The following is an 18929-nucleotide window of genomic DNA, read 5'->3' as shown; positions in this document are numbered from 1 at the left end:
GCTCGAGCGTTTCTATCTAGCGATAGATAAACTCTCGACGTGGCATCAAAACGCTCCCGCACGAGCGGGAGCGCCAGCGGACGCGAATCAAACTGGTGCAGTGTCGATGAACGACTGCCGCTGCGAGACGCGCGCGTAGTACTTGTCGAGATTCGGATGCGCCTCGCGCCAGTTCAGATCGGGCATGCGGAAATCGAGGTAGCCGAGCGCGCAGCAGCACGCGATATCCGCGAGCGTGAAGCGATTCGCCGAGCACCATTGCTTCGAGCCGAGGCCGCGCGCCATCGCGCGCAAACCGTCTTCGATCTTGTGACGCTGACGCGCAACCCACTTCTCGCTGCGATGCTCTTCCTCGCGCAACACGCCTTCGAGCCGCACGAGCACGGCGGCATCGAGCATGCCGTCGGCGAGCGCTTCCCAGCAGCGCACTTCGGTGCGTTCGCGGCGCTCCTGCGGCAACAGCTTGCCGACGGGCGTGAGCGTGTCCACGTACTCGCAGATGACGCGCGAATCGAATACCGCTTCGCCGTCGTCGAGAATGAGGCACGGCACTTTGCCGAGCGGATTGAAATCGTGGATCTTCGAATCGGATGCCCAGACGTCTTCGAGCACCAGTTCGCAGTCGATCTTCTTTTCCGCCATGACGATCCGCACCTTGCGGACGAATGGGCTGGGGTGCGAACCGATCAGTTTCATCATCTAATGTTCACGGTGGATCCGGAATACGGGCGTCGACGATCTTAACCGGGCGAACGTGATCGATCGGCAAATTCGAGATGAACGCCCGCCGACTTGTCGCCTGCCGACAACAGGAAGCGCGCCCCGCGCGCTGCTGGCCGGACGAATCACTGCGCGCTGGCAGTCGCCGCCGCGCTCGCCGACGGGCACGGCAGAACCGGCGGGGCAGCGGGTTTCGTGGTCACGACGCCTTTGCCCTTTGCCGAAGCGGAAGGCGCGCCGGCCGTCGCGCGCGGCAACGAACCGAGGCTGCGCATGCCCGCGGAGATCGCGGAGGCGAGTTCGCCGACCGCCTTGCGATGACCTTCGACGAGCGCGTCGTAACCCGCGTCCACCTGCTCCTGCGCGACCGTCCGGCACGTCAGGACGGTATCGGAACCGGCGGCGCGCACGCTCCACACGGCGTCGATGACGGCCTGCGAGCCCGGCCACGATTCGAAGCGCTGCACGTTCACCTTCACGCGGTACACCGGCACGGACTCCGGATGCGGCGTGCCGTAGACGTCGATCGCGCCGAGCTGCTGCGTGAGATCGGAGGAGAGCGCGCGGCGCACTTCGTCGCCGGGCAGCGAGGCCCAGCGTTCTTCCTCCAGCACGCGCACCTGCGCGGGACTCGTCTGCACCACCAACTGATTCTTCGCGACCTGCTGCGGCATGTCGACGGGCGCAAGCTCGAAGTAGAACGACGCCTGCGTCGACGGCACGGGCCGCGCGCCGCTGCCGCCGAGCGTGTAGAAACGGCTCGTCGGCGAGGCGCAGGCGGCGAGCAGCGCCGCTGCGCCCAGAGTCAACATCAACGAGCCGACCTTCATGGTTTGTCTCCCGATTTTCCGCGCACGAGCGATTCCGGATGGCGCTCCAGATAATCCGCGAGCGAGTTGAGCGATTGAAGCGTGCGCGTGAGTTCCTGCAACGCCTGATGCACGTCCGACTGGAGCGGCGAGTCCGATTGCAACGTCGATTGCGCCTGGCCGAAGGTGTTCTTTGCCTGCGTGAGCGTGTCGCGCATTTCCGGCAGCACCTCCTTGTCGAGCTTGTCGAAGAGCGCGTTGGCGTTCTTGAGCGAGCCGTTCAGATTCGTGCCGATCTCGTCGAACGGAATCTTGTCGACCTTGCGCGCGATGTCCGCGATCTGCAATTGCAGCTCGTCGAGCGTGTTCGGCACGGTAGGCAGCTCGATCGGATCGTTGTTGGCATTCACTTGCGCAGGCGCCGCCTTCGGGAAGAAGTCGAGCGCGACGTACAACTGGCTCGTCAGCAGGTTGCCGGTGCGCAACTGGCCGCGCAGGCCGCGCTTCACGAGCAGTTGCAGCATGTCCTGGCTCGCCGTCGAACCTTGTTCGGGCAGCGCCTGCTTCGCGCGCCGGCCGAGGCGGTCGGGGTAGAGATCGATCGTGACCGGCATCATGAACGAATGCGATTTCTGATCGTATTGCACCCCGATGCCCGTCACCTGCCCCAGCACGATGCCGCGGAAATCGACCGGCGCGCCGACCGACAAGCCCCGCAGCGACTGGTTGAAGTTCATCACGACGTGCACGGCCTGACCGTCGGGATCGCGCATCGCGTCGGACTGATCGCCGGCCAGACGGAAGGTCGCGTTGTTCTGCGCCTGCGGGCCGGACTGCTGGTTCGGCGGCGTCTGGAACGCGATGCCGCCGAGCACGACCGTCGCGAGCGATTGCGTGTTGAGCGTGAAGCCGCTCGAATCGAGCCGCAGATCGACGCCGCTCGCATGCCACCAGCGCGAATTGGTGCCGACGTACTGATCGTAGGGCGCAGTCACGAACACCTGCAGCGTGACGCCGGTGCCGTCCTTGTCGAGCGAAAACGCGACCACTTGCCCGACCTGCACGCGCCGGTAGTAGACGGGCGAGCCGATATCGAGCGAGCCGAGCGATTCGCCGTGCAGCGTGAAGGTGTGGCCTTTCTGGTCGCCGGTGACGGCGGGCGGCGTTTCGAGTCCGACGAAATACGACTGATCGTCGGTGGATTTGCCTGCATCGACGCCGATATACGCGCCCGACAGCAGAGTGGACAGCCCGGTCACGCCGCTTGCCGCGACGCGCGGACGCACGACCCAGAAGCGCGTGTCTTTGACGGCGAAATCGGTGGCTTCCTTGGTGAGCTGCACATCGACGAGCACGCGCGAATGATCCTTCGACAACGTGATGGTCTTGACCGTGCCGATATCGACATCCTTGAACTTCACCTTCGTCTTGCCCGGTTCGAGACCTTCCGCCGACACGAAGCTGATGGTCACGGTCGGCCCGCGGCTCGACACCGTCTTCACGACGAGAATCACGCCGATCAGCGCCGCGACGAGCGGAATGACCCACACGAGCGACGGCAGCCAGCGGCTGCGCGGCTCGATCACGGGATCGGGCAGGTTCGGCGGCAGGCCGCCGCCTTTGCCCGGGCCGCCGTTGCGGCTGTCATCGGCGGGCGGCGCGGGCTGCTTCGGGTCGTTCGGACCTTGGGCACTAGTCATGTCTCTTTCCTGACGGGTCGATGTTGTCCCAGATGAGGCGCGGGTCGAATTGCATAGAGGCGATCATCGTCAGCACGACGACCGACGCGAACGCGAGCGCGCCCGGCCCCGGCGTGATGACGGCGAGCGACTTGAAGCGCACGAGCGCGACGGTGAGCGTGATCACGAAGACATCGAGCATCGACCAGCGGCCGATGCCCTCGACGATGCGAAAGAGCGTCGTGCGCTGACGCGGCTGCCATGTGGAGCGCCGCTGCACGCTGATGGTGAGAAAGCCGAGCGTGACGAGCTTCAGCATCGGCACGAGAATGCTGGCGACGAAGATCACCGCCGCGAGCGGATAGTCGCCGTCGTTCCAGAAGAGCGCGACGCCGCTCATGATGGTGTCGTCTTCGGAACCGAGAATCGACGACGTATGCATGATCGGAAACAGGTTCGCGGGGATATAGAGGATCGCCGCGCTGATCAGAAGCGCCCACGTGCGCGCGATGCTATCCGGATGACGCCGGTGCACGACCGCATCGCAGCGCGTGCAGCGTTGCTTCTCGATGGTATGCGCGAGCGGCTGCACGAGCCCGCACGCATGACAGCCGACGACCTTCGCCTCCGACGCCGTGGTGTAGAGCGTTTCGCGCGCGGCTTCGCCCGTGTTCGGATCGATGGAATCACTCACGATTTCTGCCTCGCTTCGGTTGCGATGCGCTTCGGTTCGCGCGTGCCGAGCCGGCTCGCGATGTCCCACAGCGCGCGCGGATCGAAGCTCACGACGACCGCGAACATGAGCGTCAGTGCGCCGAACGCGAAGAGCGCCGCTTCGGGAATCACGCGCGCGATGCTTACCATCTTCACGAGCGTGACGAGCACGCCGAGCATGAAGACTTCGATCATGCCCCACGGACGCACGAGCTGAATGCCGCGCAGAAGTGCGTTGAAGCCCGGCGGAACGTAGCCGGAACGCAGCGGGAGCAGCACATATAACAGCGCGAGCAGTTCGCACAGCGGAAACAGGATGGTCGAGCAGAAGACGAGCACGGCCATGATTTCCATCTGCTCGTTCCACAACGCGATGATTGCGCCGATGAGCGTCGTCTCCGACGTGAGCCCGTTCGCGTCCAGCTCGACGATGGGAAAGCCCTGCGCGATCACGAACGTGACGAGCGCGGCGAGCGTCATTGCGCAGATCTTGTCGAGGTTCGACGAGATGCTCCGATACAGCAGCGATCCGCAGCGCGGACATTTCGCCGAAGTGCGATGAGGCAGGGCACGTTTATGAAAGAGCGCGTCGCATTCGTGACACGCGATCAGATCATCCGGTTCGTTCGCGTTCATGGTCGAGGCCCGAGGCGTGTCGAGCGTTATGGTCGGGCGCCGCGAGGACCGGCTCCGAGAGGGCATAGCAAACAGCGGGCCAGCGAAATTGGTAGCAGCATGGTATCAAATGGCGACGAGCAGTCACATTTGGCCGGAAAGCCTCTTCAGGCGCGGAATTAATCCGCCGGGTCGTTCGTTAATGCGTTGATGCCGGAATCCGCCGGGGTTCGCGCCGCTTGTTCGCGTCTTCATCGACCGTTGCACGCGTGAAATAGTTCGTTGCACGCGCGCGGCTCGAAACCCCGCAAAGTCATGCCCGGATTGGGTTTGCGGCTGTCGCGCGGAGCGCCTCGCGCGCTGGCGTTTCGTTATTGTTGAGGTAGCATGGCGGCCGTGAATGCTTGTCGTCGTTGGCGACCGGCCGGGCAACATCGAAAACATGGGTGAAAGCAATATGGAAAGTACCGCTCGCATCGCGGCGACAGTACCGGCGCAACGTTACAGCGCAACGGCGATCGGCCTGCACTGGCTGATCGCGTTGCTGATCGTGGGCGGCTTCTGGCTCGGCTGGATCATGACCGATATCCCGGGCATCACGCCGACCAAGCTCAAGTACTTCTCGTGGCACAAGTGGATCGGCGTGACGGTGTTCGCGCTCGCGCTCTTGCGCCTCGTCTGGCGCGCGACGCACCCGGCGCCGTCGATGCCCGAAGGCATGCCGCGCTGGCAGCAGGGCGCCGCGCATCTCACGCATGTCCTGCTCTATGTGCTGATGCTGGTCATTCCCGCTTCCGGTTATCTCTACAGCTCGGCGGCGGGCATTCAGGTGGTGTATCTCGGCGTGCTGCCGCTGCCGACGATCATCGGGCCGGACAAGGCGCTGAAGGCGACGCTGCGCATCGTGCATGTCGCGTTGAATTACACCTTGCTGTTCTTCGTCGTCATGCACGTGCTCGCTGCGCTGAAGCACCATTTCGTCGATCGCGACGGCTTGCTCGCACGCATGCTGCCGTTTCTCAGATAAGCGCGTCGCATTGTTTCTTCGCCGTTGGCAGGGCGTTTCCCGGCGGCTGATTGTTATCGCGTTCTTATGATTTCCAATACCGGTTTGTTCGATCGAACCGTTTGAATAGGGCACACATGAAAGTGAAACTCAATCGTTGGATGCTGGCCGGGGCGGCATCGCTCGCCTTCGTCGCGCTCGCGCATGCGCAGGTGGACACGAGCAAGAGCACGGTGACCGCCACGTCGAAGCAGATGAATGTGCCGACCGACGGCAAGTTCAACAAGTTCAGCGCGCAGATCGCGTTCGATCCGGCCAAGCCGACGGCGGGCACGGCGAACATCACGATCGACACCGGCAGCTACGACCTCGGCGACGACGACTACAACAAGCAGGTGCGCGGCGCCGAATGGTTCGATGCGGGAAAGTATCCGACCGCGACGTTCGTCTCGAGCGCGATCGCGCCGGCGGGCGGCAACAAGTACAACGTGACCGGCAAGATCACGATCAAGGGCAAGTCGCAGACGGTCACGGTTCCGGTGACGGTCACGCAGCAGGGCGCGACGGAAACCTTCGACGGCGCGCTGCCGATCAAGCGCACCCAGTTCGATGTCGGGACGGGCGAATGGAAGGATACGTCGATCGTCGCGGACGATGTCGTCATCAAGTTTCACATCGTTGCCGCGAAGAAGTGAGCGGTATTTTTGTTATACACGACGCATATCAGCGTTTTTAATGAGTAGGAGAAGAACTTGAAAAAGCTTTCGATCATCGCTGCGGGCGCGCTCGCATTGGGTATGTCGTTCGGCGCGATGGCCGCCGACACGTACAAGCTTGACCCGAACCACACCTATCCGAGCTTCGAGGCCGATCACTTCGGTGGCGTGTCGACGTGGCGCGGCAAGTTCAACAAGAGCAGCGGCGAAGTGACGCTCGATCGCGCGGCGAAGACCGGCACGGTGAACGTGACGATCGACATCGCTTCGGTCAACACCGGCAATGCGAAGCTGGACGAGCATCTGCAAAAGGCCGAGTTCTTCGATGTCGCGAAGTATCCGACGGCGGAGTACAAGGGCACGTCGATCAAGTTCGACGGCGACAAGCCCTCGGAAGTGATCGGCACGCTGACGATGCACGGCGTGACGAAGCCGATCAACCTGAAGATCGACAGCTTCAAGTGCTTCATGAACCCGATGATGAAGAAGGAAGTGTGCGGCGTTGAAGCGACGACGACCTTCGATCGCGGCGACTTCGGCATGGACTACGGCAAGTCGTATGGTTTCAGCCTGAAGACGGTGCTGCATATCCAGGCTGAGGGCGTGAAGCAGTAAGTCTCGACGCCTCAAAAGCAAAGCGGCCGGTCTCTGAAGACCGGCCGCTTTTTTTACGCCCTTGCGATGCGCGTGACGCTCAAACCTGCGCGCCCGCGTTCGGATCGTTCGGATCGAACTTGTCTTTCTTGTCCTTCACGAGATCCTCGCGCTTCACGCCGAACCACATGGCGAGCGCCGCCGCGACGAACACCGACGAATAGATACCGAACAGAATACCGACGGTCAGCGCCAGCGCGAAGTAATGCAGCGTCGGTCCGCCGAAGAAGAACATCGACAGCACCATCATTTCGGTACAGCCGTGCGTGATGATGGTTCGCGACATCGTGCTCGTGATTGCGTGGTCGATCACTTCCTTCACGCTCATCTTGCGTTGCTTGCGGAAGGTTTCGCGAATCCGGTCGAAGATAACCACCGACTCGTTCACCGAATAGCCGAGCACCGCGAGAATCGCCGCCAGCACGGACAGCGAGAACTCCCACTGGAAGAACGCGAAGAAGCCGAGAATGATCACCACGTCGTGCAAGTTCGCGATGATGCCCGCCACCGCGTACTTCCACTCGAAGCGGAACGACAGATAGATCACGATGCCGATCACCACGCACGCGAGCGCGAGCAGGCCATTGGTCACGAGCTCCTTGCCGACCTGCGGACCGACGAACTCGACGCGTTGCAGCTTCACGTCGGCGTTGTCGGCCTTGAGCGCGGTCATCACCTGATCGCTCTGCTGCGCGGACGTCAGACCCTGCTTGAGCGGCAGGCGAATCAGCACGTCCTGCGACGTGCCGAAGTTCTGCACCTGCGCGTCGGCATAGCCGAGTCGCGACATCGACGCGCGCACCGGCTCGAGCTGCGCGGCTTGCGGATACTGCACCTCGACGACCGTGCCGCCGGTGAACTCCACCGACAGATGCAGGCCGCGATGCACCAGGAAGAACACAGCCACGAGGAACGTCACGAACGAAATCACGTTGAATATCAACGCGCGTTCCATGAACGGCAAATCGCGGCGAATGCGGAAGAATTCCATAGTCTATTTCTCCGGACTCAGCGGATTCAGCGGGACTCGCCCGGTTTCTGTTGATCGACGCCCGGGCCCGAACGACGGCGCACCGTCGGCTTGCCCGTGCGCGCTTGCGCCTGATTCGCGGCGCGCGGCGCGGCTGCGGGCGCGGGCGCGGCGGTCTTCGTCTTGCCCTTCGCGGTCTTCACGATTTCGTCGACGGGCGATTCGTCGCCGCGCTGCGCCGCGAGATACGCCGCTGCCGCCGCTTCGGCGTTCGTGCCTTCCGGACGCCACACCTGACCGATCGCCAGCGACTTCAGCTTCTTCTTGCCGCCGTACCAAAGGTTCACGAGACCGCGCGAGAAGAACACCGCCGAGAACATCGACGTCAGAATGCCGATACAGTGCACGACCGCGAAGCCGCGCACCGGGCCCGAACCGAACGCGAGCAGCGCCAGACCGGCGATCAGCGTCGTGACGTTCGAGTCGAGAATCGTCGCCCAGGCGTGCTTGAAGCCTTCCTGGATCGCGGTCTGCGGCGGCGCGCCGTTACGCAGTTCTTCGCGGATACGTTCGTTGATCAGCACGTTCGCGTCGATCGCCATACCGAGCGCGAGCGCGATAGCCGCAATACCCGGCAAGGTCAGCGTCGCCTGCAGGAGCGAGAGCACGGCGACCAGCAACAGCAGGTTCACCGACAGCGCCAGCATGGAGAACACGCCGAACAGCAGGTAGTACGCGATCATGAAGACGGCGATCGCGGCGAAACCGTACTGCACCGAATCGAAGCCCTTCTTGATGTTGTCCGCGCCGAGGCTCGGGCCGACCGTGCGTTCCTCGATGATGTCCATCGGCGCCGCGAGCGAACCGGCGCGCAGGAGCAGCGCGAGATCGGTTGCGGCCTGCGGCGTCGGCTGGCCGGTGATCGAGAAGCGGTCGCCGAGTTCGGACTGAATGGTCGCGACCGTCAGCACTTCGCCCTTGCCCTTTTCGAACAGGACCATCGCCATCGGCTTGCCGATGTTGTCGCGCGACACCGCCGACACCGAGCGGCCGCCCGCCGAATCCAGACGGATGTTGACCGACGGACGCTGATGATCGTCGAAGCCCGCCGACGCGTCGATGATGCGGTCGCCGGTGAAGATCACCTGCTTGCGCACCAGCACGAGGCGGTCGCCCTGCTTGAACGCTTCGTCGCCCGGAGGCACGGCGTCGTTCGGGCCGATATAGGTGTTGACCGGATCGGCGAGGCGCGCTTCGAGCGTCGCCGTGCGGCCGATGATGTCCTTCGCCTTCGCCGTGTCCTGCACGCCCGGCAGCTCGACCACGATACGGTCGGAGCCTTGCTGCTGGATCACCGGCTCCGCGACGCCGAGTTCGTTCACGCGGTTATGCAGCGTGGTGATGTTCTGCTTGAGCGCGCCGTCTTCGACGATTTTCTGCGCGGACGGCGAGAACGTGCCGACGACCTGGACGCCGTCCCCGCTCTGGCGCGTGGTCCATTGCAGTTCGGACACGCCCGTCTGGAGCAGGGTACGCGCGTTGTCCGCGCTCGACTGATCGGAGAAGCTGACGACGACCGATTGCCCGACGCGGTTCACGCCGCCGTCGCGGATATTGCGGTCGCGCAGATAGGTGCGCGCGTCGGCGGCGTCGGAGTCGAGCTTCTTGTTGAGCGCGCCGGCCATGTCGACCTGCAGCAGGAAGTGCACGCCGCCGCGCAGGTCGAGACCGAGGTACATCGGCAGCGCGTGCAGGGCCGTCAGCCAGCGCGGCGAGGCGCTCTGCAGATTCAGCGCGACGATGTACTGCGGATCGCCCGGATCGGTGTTCAGCGTCTTCGACAACAGGTCCTTCACGTGCAGCTGCGTGTCGGTGTCCTTCAGGCGCACACGGATGTTCGCGTTCAGCTGCGAGTTGTCGAAGGTGACTTCGTCGGCCTTGATATTGCTCGCGGCGAGCGCGGCTTCGACATTCGAGAGCGTGGTCGAGTCGAGCTTGACCGTTGCCTTGCCGCTCGACACCTGAACTGCGGGCGCCTCGCCGAAGAAGTTGGGGAGCGTGTACACGAGGCCGATGACGAGCGCCACCAGCATCACGACATACTTCCAGAGGGGATAACGATTCATGGGGATGGCCGACCGGAAAGTTGGCTTCGGAGGAGAGAGCGTCCGGCGTCAAGCGCGCCGAGGAGTGGACACGGATGGCTCGGTGAGCGAGGCCGCGCCGGACGCGATGGAACGCGTGGCCTTACAGCGACTTGATGGTGCCCTTCGGGAGAATGGTCGTCACGGCTGCCTTCTGGATGGTGATTTCCGTGCCTTCGGCGATTTCCACGCCCACGTATGCGTCCGTCACCTTCGTGATCTTGCCGACGATGCCGCCGTTCGTCACCACTTCATCGCCCTTGGCCATGGCGGCGAGCATGTTGCGATGCTCCTTCTGACGCTTCATCTGCGGACGGATCATGATGAAGTACAGCACCGCGAACATCAGGATCAGCGGCAGGAAGCTCATCAGGCTCGATTCCGCGCCACCGGTTGTGCCTTGTGCAAAGGCATTGGAAATGAACGACACGTTGGTCTCTCCGTTAAAACGTCACAAATACGTTCGAAAAACTCGAATAGAAATTAGCCCGCTATTCTACCACTCGCCCATGCCGCGAGACTCCGGGAATGCGCTTTGTCATCAAGCCGTTACGACGCACATTCCCAAATTCCGGCAGCATTTCGCGAAGCGATAGAAAGGCGATTGTAATGCTGGATCGGCTGTTTCGACGCCGAAATCAATCGACGCCGCGCGCGCGATTCTCCGCAAAAGTCTTGCGGAACGCTTCGAACGTGTGCGTTTCGATCGATTCGCGCACTTCGCCGATCAGTTGCAGGTAGTAGTGCAGGTTGTGGATCGTATTCAGCTGCGCGCCGAGAATCTCGCCCACGCGATGCAGGTGATGCAAATAGCCGCGCGTGAAGTTCTGGCACGTGTAGCAGGTGCAGGATCCGTCGAGCGGTTTCATCGAGTTCTTGTGCGTCGCGTTCTTGATCTTGAGATCGCCGAAACGCGTGAAGAGCCAGCCGTTGCGCGCGTTGCGCGTGGGCATCACGCAGTCGAACATGTCGACGCCCGCCGCCACGCCCGCGACGAGATCCTCCGGCGTGCCGACGCCCATCAGGTAATGCGGCTTGTCGGCGGGCAGCTTCGGGCCGATGTGATTCAGCACGCGCATCATGTCTTCCTTCGGTTCGCCGACCGACAGGCCGCCGATCGCGAGGCCATGAAAACCGATCTCCGAAAGTCCCGCGAGCGACTCGTCGCGCAGGTCTTCGAACATGCCGCCCTGCACGATGCCGAACAGCGCATTCGGATTGCCGAGCCCGTTGAATTCGTCGATGGAACGCTTCGCCCAGCGCATCGACATGCGCATGGAATCGGCGGCGTCCTTGTGCGAGGTCGGGATGCCGTTGGTCGAGTAGGGCGTGCATTCGTCGAACTGCATGACGATGTCGGAATTCAGCACTTTCTGAATCTGCATCGACACTTCGGGCGACAGGAAAAGCCGGTCGCCATTGATCGGCGATGCGAACGTGACGCCTTCTTCCGTGATCTTGCGCAGTTCTCCGAGCGAAAACACCTGAAAGCCGCCCGAGTCGGTCAGAATCGGCCGGTTCCAGCCCATGAACTTGTGCAGACCGCCATGCGCGCCGATGACTTCCAGCCCAGGCCGCAGCCAAAGGTGAAACGTGTTGCCGAGGATGATCTGCGCGCGAACCTCTTCCAGCTCGCGCGGCTGGATCGCCTTGACGGTGCCGTAAGTGCCGACCGGCATGAAGATCGGCGTTTCGACGACGCCGTGATTGAGCGTGAGGCGGCCGCGGCGCGCTTGGCCGTCGGTCGTCAGCAGTTCGAACTTGAGCCCGTTGTCGGGCGGAGTGTGGGTCGTTGTCATGTGAGTTCCTGCCACTGGAAAACAGTCCAGCGCATCGGTTGAAAAAACTAGTCGCGGCGCGTCAGCAACATGGCGTCGCCGTAACTGAAGAAACGGTATTTTTGCTCGATCGCGTGACGATACGCGTCGCGGATCGTGTCCATGCCGGCGAACGCGGAGACGAGCATCAGCAACGTCGACTTCGGCAGATGGAAGTTCGTCACGAGCCGGTCGACGACGCGAAACGCGTATCCCGGCGTGATGAAGATATCGGTTTCGGCTTGTGTCGCGGAGAGCGGCCGGCCCGCTTCGGCGGCGTCGCGGGCGGCGGCTTCGAGCGCGCGCATCGACGTCGTGCCGACCGCGATCACCTTGTTGCCGCGCGCCTTCACCGCGGCGATGCGGTCGACGAGCGATTGCGGCAGGTCGTACCACTCGCTGTGCATCTTGTGCTCGGCGATGTTCTCGACGCGCACCGGCTGGAACGTGCCCGCGCCGACATGCAGCGTGAGCGTCGCGCGCTCCACGCCGCGCTTTTCCAGTTCCGCGAAGAGCGCGTCGTCGAAATGCAGGCCGGCGGTCGGCGCGGCCACTGCGCCCGGATTCGCCGCATAGACGGTCTGATAGCGCGTTTCGTCGTAGGCGTCGGCGTCGTGCTCGATGTACGGCGGCAGCGGCAGGCGGCCGTACTGCTCGATCAGCGTCAGGCATTCGGCCGGAAAGTGCAGCGTGTAGAACGGCTCGACGCGCTCGCCCACGGTCACGTCGAACGCATCGGCGAGACGGATCGTGGTGCCTTCGACGGGACTTTTACTCGCGCGGATCTGCGCGAGCGCCGTGGTCGCGCCGGTCAGCCGTTCGACCAGCACCTCGACGCGTCCACCGCTGGCCTTCTGGCCGAAGAAGCGCGCCTTCAGGACTTTGGTATCGTTGAACACCAGCAGATCGCCGGCGTCGATGAGACCCGGCAGCTCGGAGAAACGGCGGTCGACGAGCGTGCCGCCGGTCACTTCGAGCAGACGGCTGGCGCTGCGCTCGGCGAGCGCGCTCTGCGCGATCAGCTCGGGCGGCAGATTAAAATCGAAATCAGAAAGCGTGAACATGGCTTGAACGTAGCGCGATCAGGCGCGAACGAAGTGCAATCGCGCTGAACAAACCCCATATTGTACTTGCGAAGAGAGTCAATGCCCTTGTCCGACCGCCGCGTAGCCGCCTCGACCGATCCGCTGACCGTGGAGGATAGCGAAGCGCCGCGCGCCGCCGCGCCGGCGAAAAAGAAGGCGAAGGCGGATGCAAAGCCGAAACCGGTCGTCAAGACAGCGGACAAGCTCGCCAGGCTCGGCCTGAAATCCGACATCGATCTCGTGCTTCATCTGCCGATGCGCTACGAGGACGAAACGCAGCTCACGCCCATCGGCGAGCTGATTCCGGGCGATATCGCGCAGACCGAAGGCGTCGTGTTCGACAACGAAATCGCGTATCGGCCGCGCCGCCAGTTGCTCGTGAAAATCCATGACGACGCCGGCGACGAGCTCACGCTGCGCTTTCTCAATTTCTACGGCTCGCAGGTCAAGCAAATGGCGATCGGCGTGCGTCTGCGCGTGCGCGGCGACGTGCGCGGCGGTTTCTTCGGATTGGAGATGGTGCATCCGGCGGTGCGACCCGTCGATGACGGCACGCCGCTGCCGCAAGCGCTGACGCCGGTTTATCCGTCGACGGCGGGCATTTCGCAGGCGTATTTGCGCAAGGCGATCGACAACGCGATCACGCGCGTCGATTTGCCGGAACTGCTGCCGGCGCCGATTGCTGAAACGCATCTGAAGCCGCTGAACGTGCCCGGCTTGCTCGATGCCGTCAGGACGCTGCACCATCCGCACGCCGATTCCGACGAATCCGCGCTCATCGACGGCACGCATCCGGCTTGGACGCGCATCAAGTTCGAGGAGTTGCTCGCGCAGCAGTTGTCGCTCAAACGCGCGCACGAAGAGCGGCGCACGCGCGCCGCGCCCGCGATGCCGCGCCGCGCGCCCGACGACGACGCGTCGCTCGTCGTGCGTCTTTTGCGCGCGCTGCCGTTCGCGTTGACCGGCGCGCAGCAACGCGTGGTCGCGGAAATCGCGGGCGAACTGACGCTCGCGCATCCGATGCAGCGTCTGCTGCAAGGCGATGTCGGCAGCGGCAAGACGATCGTCGCGGCGCTCGCGGCGGCGCAGGCCATCGACGCCGGTTATCAGGCCGCGCTCATGGCGCCGACCGAAATTCTCGCCGAGCAGCACGCGCGCAAGCTGCGCGGCTGGCTGGAGCCGCTCGGCGTCACGGTCGCGTGGCTCGCGGGCAGTCTGAAGGCGAAGGAGAAACGCGCCGCGCTCGAAGCGGCGGCGCTCGGCACGGCGAAGCTCATCATCGGCACGCACGCGATCATCCAGGACGCGGTGGAGTTCGCGCGCCTCGGGCTCGTCATCGTCGACGAGCAGCATCGCTTCGGCGTTGCGCAGCGGCTCGCGTTGCGCGCGAAGGCGCTGAACGCGGCGGACGGAAAGCAGGACTTCCAGCCGCATCAACTGATGATGTCCGCGACGCCGATCCCGCGCACGCTCGCGATGACCTATTACGCCGATCTCGACGTCTCGACCATCGACGAACTCCCGCCCGGCCGCACGCCGATTCTCACCAAAGTCGTCTCGGACGGACGGCGCGACGAGATCATCGGCCGCGTGCGCGAGGCGGCGCTGACCGGAAGGCAGGTGTATTGGGTGTGCCCGTTGATCGAAGAAAGCGAGACACTTCAGCTTCAGACCGCCGTCGAAACGTACGAGACGCTCGTCGCGGCGCTGCCGGAATTGCGCGTCGGGCTGGTTCATGGCCGGCTCGCGCCTGCCGAGAAAGCCGCCGTGATGGACGCGTTCTCGCGCAACGAAGTGCAACTGCTCGTCGCGACGACGGTGATCGAAGTCGGCGTCGATGTGCCGAACGCATCGCTGATGGTGATCGAGCATGCCGAGCGCTTCGGCCTCGCGCAGCTGCATCAGTTGCGCGGGCGCGTGGGGCGGGGCAGCACGGCGTCGGTGTGCGTGCTGATGTACGCGAATCCGCTGTCGCAGACGGCGCGCGCGCGCCTCTCAACGATGCGCGAAACCACCGATGGCTTCGAGATCGCCCGGCGCGACCTCGAAATCCGCGGTCCCGGCGAATTTCTCGGCGCGCGGCAATCGGGCGAAGCGATGCTGCGTTTCGCCAGTCTCGAAAACGATGGCTGGCTGATCGAACCGGCGCGGGAAGCCGCCGATCAGATGCTCGCGCGCTTTCCCGACGCCGTGACGCGCCATCTCGCGCGCTGGCTCGGCGCGCGGGAGCACTATTTGAAGGCGTGACTGAACTCGCGCGGGCTATGTCGGTCCCTATTTAACCTGTGCGGACCGGCGACTCGGCAGAAGTTGTCGAACGGCGTCCGGCGGGTGTATAACTCAAACCTATCGAATCAATGTATTTCATTGGCCTCCAATGACCCTCACTGAACTGAAGTACATCGTCGCGGTCGCGCGTGAACGGCATTTCGGCCGCGCGGCCGAGGCGTGCTTCGTCAGCCAGCCGACTTTGTCGGTGGCCATCAAGAAGCTCGAAGACGAACTCAACGTGCAGATCTTCGAGCGCGGTACGAGCGAAGTCAGCGTGACGCCCATCGGCGAGCAGATCGTGACGCAGGCGCAGCGCGTGCTCGAACAGACGCTCGCCATCAAGGAAATCGCCAAGCAGGGCAAGGATCCGCTCGTCGGGCCCCTGCGTCTGGGCGTGATCTACACGATCGGACCGTATCTGCTGCCCACGCTGGTCAAGCAGATGATCAAGGCGGTTCCGCAGATGCCGCTCATGCTGCAGGAGAACTACACGCTCAAGCTCATCGAATTGTTGAAGCAGGGCGAAATCGATGTCGCGATCATGGCGCTGCCGTTTCCCGAAACCGGTCTGATGGTGCGCGCGCTCTACGACGAGCCGTTCGTCGTCGCGATGCCGTCGGGCCACGCGTGGGAGAACCGTCCGAAGATCGATCCGGACGATCTCAAGCAGGAAACCATGCTGCTGCTCGGCAGCGGCCATTGCTTCCGCGATCACGTGCTCGGCGTGTGCCCGGAACTCATGCGTTTCTCGCAGAACGCGGACGGCATCCAGAAAACGTTCGAAGGTTCGTCGCTGGAGACGATCCGCCATATGGTCGCGAGCGGCGTCGGGATCACGGTGCTGCCGCGCATGTCGGTGAGCGAGGTGAAGCCGCACGCGGCGGGCATCGACTCGGGCCTGCTCAGTTACGTGCCCTTCGATGAACCCGTGCCGGACCGGCGCGTCGTGCTCGCGTGGCGCAAGAGCTTCACGCGCATGCCCGCGATCGACGCCATTTCCGATGCGATCGCCAATTGCGATCTGCCGGGCGTGAAGAAGCTGGATATGCCTGTCGCCGTGAACTGATCCCATGCTTTCCCTTTGCAAACGCCGCGCTCTGGCAACGGAGCGCGGCGTTGTCGTTTGTGGTGCCGCATCACGGCTATCGGATAGATAAATTTAATCGAATTAAATAAATCGATAGTCTAAGTTACGATCCTCTCACTGTCTCACCGGGAGGATTCCATGACCGCCGCAACCTTCTTCGACCGCTGGGACACGCTGCGCGACATCGCGGTCTCGATCCTCGCCGATTTCGCCCGCGTCGCCTGACGCGCTCCGATCCGATTCATCTCACGCCAAATCTCAAAAGCAGGAGCATCACGATGACGACCCAACGACTCACGACCGCCGCCGGCGCGCCCGTCGGCGACAACCAGAATTCGCAGACCGCCGGCCCGCGCGGCCCGGTCACGTTGCAGGACTTCTGGCTCGTCGAAAAGCTCGCGCACTTCGATCGCGAAGTGATTCCCGAGCGCCGCGTGCACGCGAAGGGTTCCGGCGCGTTCGGCACGTTCCGCGTGACGCACGATATCTCGCGCTACACGAAGGCGAAGCTGTTCGCGGACATCGGCAAGGAAACGCCGATCTTCATCCGCTTCTCGACGGTCGCGGGCGAGCGCGGCGCCGCCGATGCCGAACGCGACGTGCGCGGCTTCTCGATCAAGTTCTACACGGAAGAAGGCAACTGGGACGTCGTGGGCAACAACACGCCGGTGTTCTTCATCCGCGATCCGCTGAAATTCCCCGACTTCATCCACACGCAAAAGCGCGATCCGTACACGAACCTGCGCAGCAACGTGGCGGCGTGGGACTTCTGGTCGCGTCATCCGGAATCGCTGCATCAGGTGACGATCCTCATGAGTGATCGCGGCATTCCGAAGAACTACCGTCAGATGCACGGTTTTGGCTCGCATACGTTCTCGTTCATCAACAAGGACGGCGAGCGCTTCTACGTGAAATTCCACTTCAAGTCGCAGCAGCCGCTCGATCACTACACCGATGCCGAAGCCGCCGCCGTGATCGCGGGCGATCGCGAGAGCGCGCAGCGCGATCTCGTCGATCACATCGAGGACGGCGATTTCCCGCGCTGGAATTTCCGCATTCAGGTGATGACGGAAGACGAGGCCGCGAAGTCGGCGGTGAATCCGTTCGACATCACGAAAGTCTGGCCGCACAAGGACTATCCGCTGATCGATGTCGGCGTGATCGAGTTGAATCGAAACGCGCAGAACTATTTCGCGGATGTGGAGCAGGCCGCGTTCACGCCGGCGAACGTGGTGCCGGGCATCGGCTTTTCGCCGGACCGGCTGTTGCAGGGGCGTCTCTTCTCGTATGGCGACACGCAGCGCTATCGGCTCGGCATCAACCATCATCAGATTCCGGTGAATGCGCCGCGTGCGGCCGTAGCCAATACGTTTCATCGCGATGGCGCGATGCGCATCGACGGCAATCTCGGCGGCCGCGTGAACTACGAGCCGAATCGGTTCAGCGAATTCGCGCAGGACGCGAACGCGAACGAGCCGCCGCTCGCGGGCGGCGCGGTGTTTCGCTACGACCATCGCGAGGACGACGATGACTACAGCCAGCCGGCCGCGCTCTTCAGGCTCTTCGACGAAGGACAGCGCGAACGCTTCTTCGGCAACATCGCGCGGCACATTCATGGCGTGCCGAATGACATCGTCGCGCGGCAGATCGAGCACTTCCGGCGCATCGATCCCGCTTACGCGCAGGGCGTCATCGACGCGCTCGCGAAGCTCGGCCAGATCGTCGACGAGGAACATGCCGCCGCCGTCTGACAGCGGCATCACGACACACGGGAGAAAACATCATGTCTCAGGCGTTGAATCACATCGCGCAAGCGGTCGAGCATATCGAGGCGACGAGCGTTCAGGCTTCGCGCGGCGTGCGCGTCGCGATCGCGTTCGGCATCGTCGCGGCGGGGTATGGACTCGTCGTCGCGAGCGGAGTCATTGGCGTCTGAACGTGAGCCGGCGGCGCGGGGAATGCGACATCGGGGCGCAGCGGCAAGCGCTCGAAGCCCTTATGGCGCAATGAATCGATCCCCGTTTCTACGATACACTGTCGAGCGCTCGAAACGCCGCGCGGCAAGGGTTTGCGCGCGGCGCTCGCATCGTTCGAATCAACTCTCACGGAGTCATCATGGCGAAGAAAGGCACTGCACCTGCCGTCAATATCGGCATCAGCGACAAAGACCGCAAGAAAATCGCCGATGGGCTGTCCCGTCTGCTGGCCGACACGTACACGCTGTATCTGAAGACCCACAACTTCCACTGGAACGTGACGGGTCCGATGTTCAACACGCTGCATCTGATGTTCGAGACGCAATACACCGAACTCGCGCTCGCCGTCGATTCGATCGCCGAACGCATTCGCGCGCTGGGCGTGCACGCGCCGGGCAGCTACAAGGAGTTCGCGAAGCTGTCGTCGATTCCGGAAGCGGACGGCGTGCCGGCTGCCGAAGACATGATCCGTCAACTGGTGGAAGGCCAGGAAGCCGTCGTGCGCACCGCGCGCGAGATTTTCCCGGCGACGGAAGCCGCGAACGACGAGCCGACCGCCGACCTGCTCACGCAACGCATGCAGACGCACGAGAAGACCGCGTGGATGCTGCGCGCGATGCTGGCTTAAAGCTTTTGCCGTTTGCGAACTGATGAAACCCCGCTCTC

At 63.3% G+C, this 18929-nt stretch carries 18 protein-coding genes; 8 read left to right on the top strand and 10 right to left on the bottom strand.

Annotation, left to right across the window (positions count from 1 at the left end; translation table 11 throughout):
* Positions 1 to 87: 87 nt before the first annotated feature.
* The 5 genes from AWB76_RS17955 to AWB76_RS17935 all read right to left on the bottom strand — a co-directional run bounded on the left by AWB76_RS17955 (position 88) and on the right by AWB76_RS17935 (position 4558).
* Positions 88 to 696 carry a glutathione S-transferase N-terminal domain-containing protein gene (locus AWB76_RS17955; protein ID WP_061161528.1) on the bottom strand — a complete coding sequence of 203 codons (609 nt, stop codon included), beginning with the start codon at positions 694 to 696 and terminating at the stop codon, positions 88 to 90.
* Positions 697 to 845: 149 nt separating this feature from the next.
* Positions 846 to 1550 carry a PqiC family protein gene (locus tag AWB76_RS17950; protein WP_061161482.1) on the bottom strand — a complete coding sequence of 235 codons (705 nt, stop codon included), beginning with the start codon at positions 1548 to 1550 and terminating at the stop codon, positions 846 to 848.
* Positions 1547 to 3229 (bottom strand): PqiB family protein, encoded by a 1683-nt coding sequence (locus AWB76_RS17945; RefSeq protein ID WP_061161481.1) that lies wholly within the window; start codon positions 3227 to 3229, stop codon positions 1547 to 1549. The genes AWB76_RS17950 and AWB76_RS17945 overlap by 4 nt, the downstream gene beginning before the upstream one ends.
* Positions 3222 to 3902 (bottom strand): paraquat-inducible protein A, encoded by a 681-nt coding sequence (locus AWB76_RS17940; RefSeq protein ID WP_061161480.1) that lies wholly within the window; start codon positions 3900 to 3902, stop codon positions 3222 to 3224. Before AWB76_RS17940 ends, AWB76_RS17945 begins: the two co-directional genes overlap by 8 nt.
* The gene (locus AWB76_RS17935) at positions 3899 to 4558 is read right to left on the bottom strand and encodes a paraquat-inducible protein A (RefSeq protein WP_061161479.1); all 660 of its coding nucleotides are present in this window, start codon (positions 4556 to 4558) and stop codon (positions 3899 to 3901) included. The genes AWB76_RS17940 and AWB76_RS17935 overlap by 4 nt, the downstream gene beginning before the upstream one ends.
* A gap of 436 nt (positions 4559 to 4994) precedes the next feature.
* Here AWB76_RS17935 and AWB76_RS17930 point away from each other — a divergent pair, with 436 nt between their 5' ends.
* The 3 genes from AWB76_RS17930 to AWB76_RS17920 all read left to right on the top strand — a co-directional run bounded on the left by AWB76_RS17930 (position 4995) and on the right by AWB76_RS17920 (position 6874).
* The gene (locus AWB76_RS17930; protein ID WP_061161527.1) at positions 4995 to 5564 is read left to right on the top strand and encodes a cytochrome b; all 570 of its coding nucleotides are present in this window, start codon (positions 4995 to 4997) and stop codon (positions 5562 to 5564) included.
* A 116-nt stretch (positions 5565 to 5680) separates the two neighbouring features.
* Positions 5681 to 6238: a YceI family protein gene (locus AWB76_RS17925; RefSeq protein WP_061161478.1), complete on the top strand. Its 558-nt coding sequence runs from the start codon at positions 5681 to 5683 to the stop codon at positions 6236 to 6238.
* Positions 6239 to 6340: 102 nt separating this feature from the next.
* The gene (locus tag AWB76_RS17920; RefSeq protein WP_374729932.1) at positions 6341 to 6874 is read left to right on the top strand and encodes a YceI family protein; all 534 of its coding nucleotides are present in this window, start codon (positions 6341 to 6343) and stop codon (positions 6872 to 6874) included.
* Between the two features lie 79 nt (positions 6875 to 6953).
* Here the strand turns inward: AWB76_RS17920 and secF are convergent, their stop codons facing one another.
* The 5 genes from secF to queA form a co-directional block, all read right to left on the bottom strand.
* Complete coding sequence (gene secF / locus AWB76_RS17915) at positions 6954 to 7904, bottom strand: protein translocase subunit SecF (RefSeq protein WP_061161476.1); 951 nt, start codon at positions 7902 to 7904, stop codon at positions 6954 to 6956.
* A 26-nt stretch (positions 7905 to 7930) separates the two neighbouring features.
* On the bottom strand, positions 7931 to 10009 hold the full coding sequence (gene secD / locus AWB76_RS17910; protein WP_061161475.1) for a protein translocase subunit SecD: 2079 nt from the start codon (positions 10007 to 10009) through the stop codon (positions 7931 to 7933).
* 121 nt (positions 10010 to 10130) lie between these two features.
* Positions 10131 to 10457 (bottom strand): preprotein translocase subunit YajC, encoded by a 327-nt coding sequence (yajC, locus tag AWB76_RS17905; protein ID WP_061161474.1) that lies wholly within the window; start codon positions 10455 to 10457, stop codon positions 10131 to 10133.
* Between the two features lie 208 nt (positions 10458 to 10665).
* The gene (tgt, locus tag AWB76_RS17900) at positions 10666 to 11826 is read right to left on the bottom strand and encodes a tRNA guanosine(34) transglycosylase Tgt (RefSeq protein ID WP_061161473.1); all 1161 of its coding nucleotides are present in this window, start codon (positions 11824 to 11826) and stop codon (positions 10666 to 10668) included.
* Positions 11827 to 11873: 47 nt separating this feature from the next.
* Positions 11874 to 12908, bottom strand: a complete 1035-nt coding sequence (queA, locus tag AWB76_RS17895; RefSeq protein WP_061161472.1) for a tRNA preQ1(34) S-adenosylmethionine ribosyltransferase-isomerase QueA — start codon at positions 12906 to 12908, stop codon at positions 11874 to 11876.
* 81 nt (positions 12909 to 12989) lie between these two features.
* On the opposite strand from queA, the gene recG reads away from it, so the two are divergent.
* From recG to AWB76_RS17875, 5 genes are all read left to right on the top strand, one after another.
* Positions 12990 to 15176 (top strand): ATP-dependent DNA helicase RecG, encoded by a 2187-nt coding sequence (gene recG, locus AWB76_RS17890; RefSeq protein WP_061161471.1) that lies wholly within the window; start codon positions 12990 to 12992, stop codon positions 15174 to 15176.
* 130 nt (positions 15177 to 15306) lie between these two features.
* Positions 15307 to 16266 (top strand): hydrogen peroxide-inducible genes activator, encoded by a 960-nt coding sequence (locus AWB76_RS17885; protein ID WP_061161470.1) that lies wholly within the window; start codon positions 15307 to 15309, stop codon positions 16264 to 16266.
* A 299-nt stretch (positions 16267 to 16565) separates the two neighbouring features.
* Positions 16566 to 18038 carry a catalase gene (locus AWB76_RS17880; protein ID WP_061161469.1) on the top strand — a complete coding sequence of 491 codons (1473 nt, stop codon included), beginning with the start codon at positions 16566 to 16568 and terminating at the stop codon, positions 18036 to 18038.
* Positions 18039 to 18070: 32 nt separating this feature from the next.
* Positions 18071 to 18223 (top strand): hypothetical protein, encoded by a 153-nt coding sequence (locus AWB76_RS40980; protein WP_157696158.1) that lies wholly within the window; start codon positions 18071 to 18073, stop codon positions 18221 to 18223.
* A 179-nt stretch (positions 18224 to 18402) separates the two neighbouring features.
* Positions 18403 to 18891: a Dps family protein gene (locus AWB76_RS17875; RefSeq protein WP_061161468.1), complete on the top strand. Its 489-nt coding sequence runs from the start codon at positions 18403 to 18405 to the stop codon at positions 18889 to 18891.
* Positions 18892 to 18929 lie beyond the last annotated feature (38 nt).

The sequence above is a fragment of the Caballeronia temeraria genome (assembly GCF_001544795.2).
Lineage (GTDB): Bacteria > Pseudomonadota > Gammaproteobacteria > Burkholderiales > Burkholderiaceae > Caballeronia > Caballeronia temeraria.
Note: the sequence above shows the minus strand (reverse complement) of the source record. Positions and strands in the feature narration are given on the sequence as shown.

What these genes read in the sequence shown, in the direction of transcription:
- queA (WP_061161472.1), bottom strand. Translation starts at nt 12,908, where the DNA reads ATGTTCACGCTTTCTGATTTCGATTTTAATCTGCCGCCCGAGCTGATC.
- AWB76_RS17920 (WP_374729932.1), top strand. Translation starts at nt 6,341, where the DNA reads ATGTCGTTCGGCGCGATGGCCGCCGACACGTACAAGCTTGACCCGAAC.
- recG (WP_061161471.1), top strand. Translation starts at nt 12,990, where the DNA reads ATGCCCTTGTCCGACCGCCGCGTAGCCGCCTCGACCGATCCGCTGACC.
- secF (WP_061161476.1), bottom strand. Translation starts at nt 7,904, where the DNA reads ATGGAATTCTTCCGCATTCGCCGCGATTTGCCGTTCATGGAACGCGCG.
- secD (WP_061161475.1), bottom strand. Translation starts at nt 10,009, where the DNA reads ATGAATCGTTATCCCCTCTGGAAGTATGTCGTGATGCTGGTGGCGCTC.
- AWB76_RS17950 (WP_061161482.1), bottom strand. Translation starts at nt 1,550, where the DNA reads ATGAAGGTCGGCTCGTTGATGTTGACTCTGGGCGCAGCGGCGCTGCTC.
- AWB76_RS17875 (WP_061161468.1), top strand. Translation starts at nt 18,403, where the DNA reads ATGGCGAAGAAAGGCACTGCACCTGCCGTCAATATCGGCATCAGCGAC.
- AWB76_RS17925 (WP_061161478.1), top strand. Translation starts at nt 5,681, where the DNA reads ATGAAAGTGAAACTCAATCGTTGGATGCTGGCCGGGGCGGCATCGCTC.
- AWB76_RS17930 (WP_061161527.1), top strand. Translation starts at nt 4,995, where the DNA reads ATGGAAAGTACCGCTCGCATCGCGGCGACAGTACCGGCGCAACGTTAC.
- AWB76_RS40980 (WP_157696158.1), top strand. Translation starts at nt 18,071, where the DNA reads ATGTCTCAGGCGTTGAATCACATCGCGCAAGCGGTCGAGCATATCGAG.
- AWB76_RS17955 (WP_061161528.1), bottom strand. Translation starts at nt 696, where the DNA reads ATGAAACTGATCGGTTCGCACCCCAGCCCATTCGTCCGCAAGGTGCGG.
- AWB76_RS17945 (WP_061161481.1), bottom strand. Translation starts at nt 3,229, where the DNA reads ATGACTAGTGCCCAAGGTCCGAACGACCCGAAGCAGCCCGCGCCGCCC.
- AWB76_RS17880 (WP_061161469.1), top strand. Translation starts at nt 16,566, where the DNA reads ATGACGACCCAACGACTCACGACCGCCGCCGGCGCGCCCGTCGGCGAC.
- AWB76_RS17935 (WP_061161479.1), bottom strand. Translation starts at nt 4,558, where the DNA reads ATGAACGCGAACGAACCGGATGATCTGATCGCGTGTCACGAATGCGAC.
- tgt (WP_061161473.1), bottom strand. Translation starts at nt 11,826, where the DNA reads ATGACAACGACCCACACTCCGCCCGACAACGGGCTCAAGTTCGAACTG.
- AWB76_RS17885 (WP_061161470.1), top strand. Translation starts at nt 15,307, where the DNA reads ATGACCCTCACTGAACTGAAGTACATCGTCGCGGTCGCGCGTGAACGG.